This is a genomic window from Pseudomonas sp., assembly GCF_050739995.1.
In the GTDB taxonomy this organism is placed as follows: Bacteria; Pseudomonadota; Gammaproteobacteria; order Pseudomonadales; family Pseudomonadaceae; genus Aquipseudomonas.
The window spans coordinates 1-1,661 of sequence record NZ_JBOICG010000605.1 but is presented as its reverse complement, the minus strand read 5'-3'; the positions used below and the strand labels follow the sequence as shown (position 1 = coordinate 1,661).

The window sequence follows — 1,661 nt, the reverse complement described above, 5'->3', positions numbered from 1 at the left end:
GTGCTGGACCGTTCCCGACACGGCGGCCTGAAAAATGGCCAGGCGCGCTGGCTGTCGCCACTGACCGATCCCGGAATGCTTCAGCGGATGCCGTAAGAAAAAAATTGTAGACATTTTTTCGTATGATTGTGAACAGTTGAGCCCTTGTATCCCGTGGCTCTTGGCCGAAAGTCGTAGCGCAGGGCCCTTGACACCTGTGACTGCCCAGTCTTGTAGGGGCTTTACGACACGAGTATCCTCGGCGGTCCGTCGACCAACAGTAAAAGCGGAATGCCGATATGTCTGATTTGAAAACTGCCGCTCTCGAATATCATGCCCATCCTCGTCCAGGAAAGCTGAGTGTAGAGCTCACCAAAGCCACTGCCACCGCTCGCGACCTGTCGCTGGCCTACAGCCCTGGTGTTGCCGAGCCCGTACGTGAAATCGCCCGCGACCCTGAACTGGCGTACAAGTACACCGGCAAAGGCAACCTGGTTGCAGTGATTTCCGATGGCACCGCGATTCTTGGCCTGGGTAACCTCGGCCCATTGGCGTCCAAGCCAGTCATGGAAGGTAAAGGCGTGCTGTTCAAGCGCTTTGCCGGCATCGACGTTTTCGACATCGAAGTCGATTCCGAAAGCCCACAGGCTTTCATCGACACCGTAAAGCGCATTTCCATCACTTTCGGTGGCATCAACCTGGAAGACATCAAGGCACCTGAGTGCTTCGAGATCGAAAAGGCCCTGATCGAACAGTGCGACATCCCGGTATTCCACGATGACCAGCACGGTACCGCGATCGTTACCGCGGCCGGCATGATCAACGCCCTGGAAATCGCCGGTAAAACCCTGGCTGACGCCAAGATCGTCTGCCTGGGCGCCGGTGCTGCGGCCATCTCCTGCATGAAGCTGATCGTGAGCATGGGCGCCAAGCTGGAAAACATCTACATGGTCGACAGCAAGGGCGTGATCCAGTCCGAGCGTACCGACCTGAACCAGTACAAGGCGATGTTTGCGCACCCTTCCTCCAAGCGCACCCTGGCTGACGCTCTTGACGGTGCAGACGTGTTCGTCGGCCTGTCCGGCCCGAACCTGCTGAGCGCTGAAGGCCTCAAATCCATGGCAGCCAACCCGATCGTGTTCGCGTGCTCCAACCCGGACCCGGAAATCTCGCCAGAGCTGGCTCACGCCACCCGTAGCGACGTGATCATGGCCACCGGTCGTTCGGACTACCCGAACCAGGTCAACAACGTGCTGGGCTTCCCGTTCATCTTCCGTGGCGCCTTGGACGTTCGCGCCAAGCGCATCAACGAAGAGATGAAAGTGGCTGCCGCCAACGCCCTGCGTGAACTGGCCAAGCTGCCAGTACCACAGGACGTATGCGACGCCTACGGCGGTGCCAAGTTGGAATTCGGTCGTGAGTACATCATTCCGAAACCAATGGACAAGCGCCTGATCACCCTGATCTCCGATGCCGTGGCCAAGGCCGCCATCGAGACTGGCGTGGCCACCCTGCCGTATCCGAAGCACTACCCGCTGAAAAGCGTGGATGATGTGTTCAACGGCTAAGCCGTTGTAGCGCACCAACAAAAAGCCCCGGCTCTCGCGAGTCGGGGCTTTTTGCTGTGTGGTGTTCGCCGATGGCCTTTGTAGTGAGCGGGCTTGCCCCGCGCTGGGTGGCGA

1 protein-coding gene and 1 pseudogene are annotated in these 1,661 nt (G+C 58.8%); both read left to right on the top strand.

Annotated elements, in window-relative coordinates; genetic code table 11:
* A pseudogene (locus tag ACRESD_RS20220) lies at nucleotides 1–96 on the top strand (thermonuclease family protein); the annotation flags it as partial.
* Between the two features lie 182 nt (nucleotides 97–278).
* Nucleotides 279–1,547: a malic enzyme-like NAD(P)-binding protein gene (locus ACRESD_RS20215; RefSeq protein ID WP_431752519.1), complete on the top strand. Its 1,269-nt coding sequence runs from the start codon at nucleotides 279–281 to the stop codon at nucleotides 1,545–1,547.
* The last annotated feature ends 114 nt before the right edge of the window (nucleotides 1,548–1,661 follow it).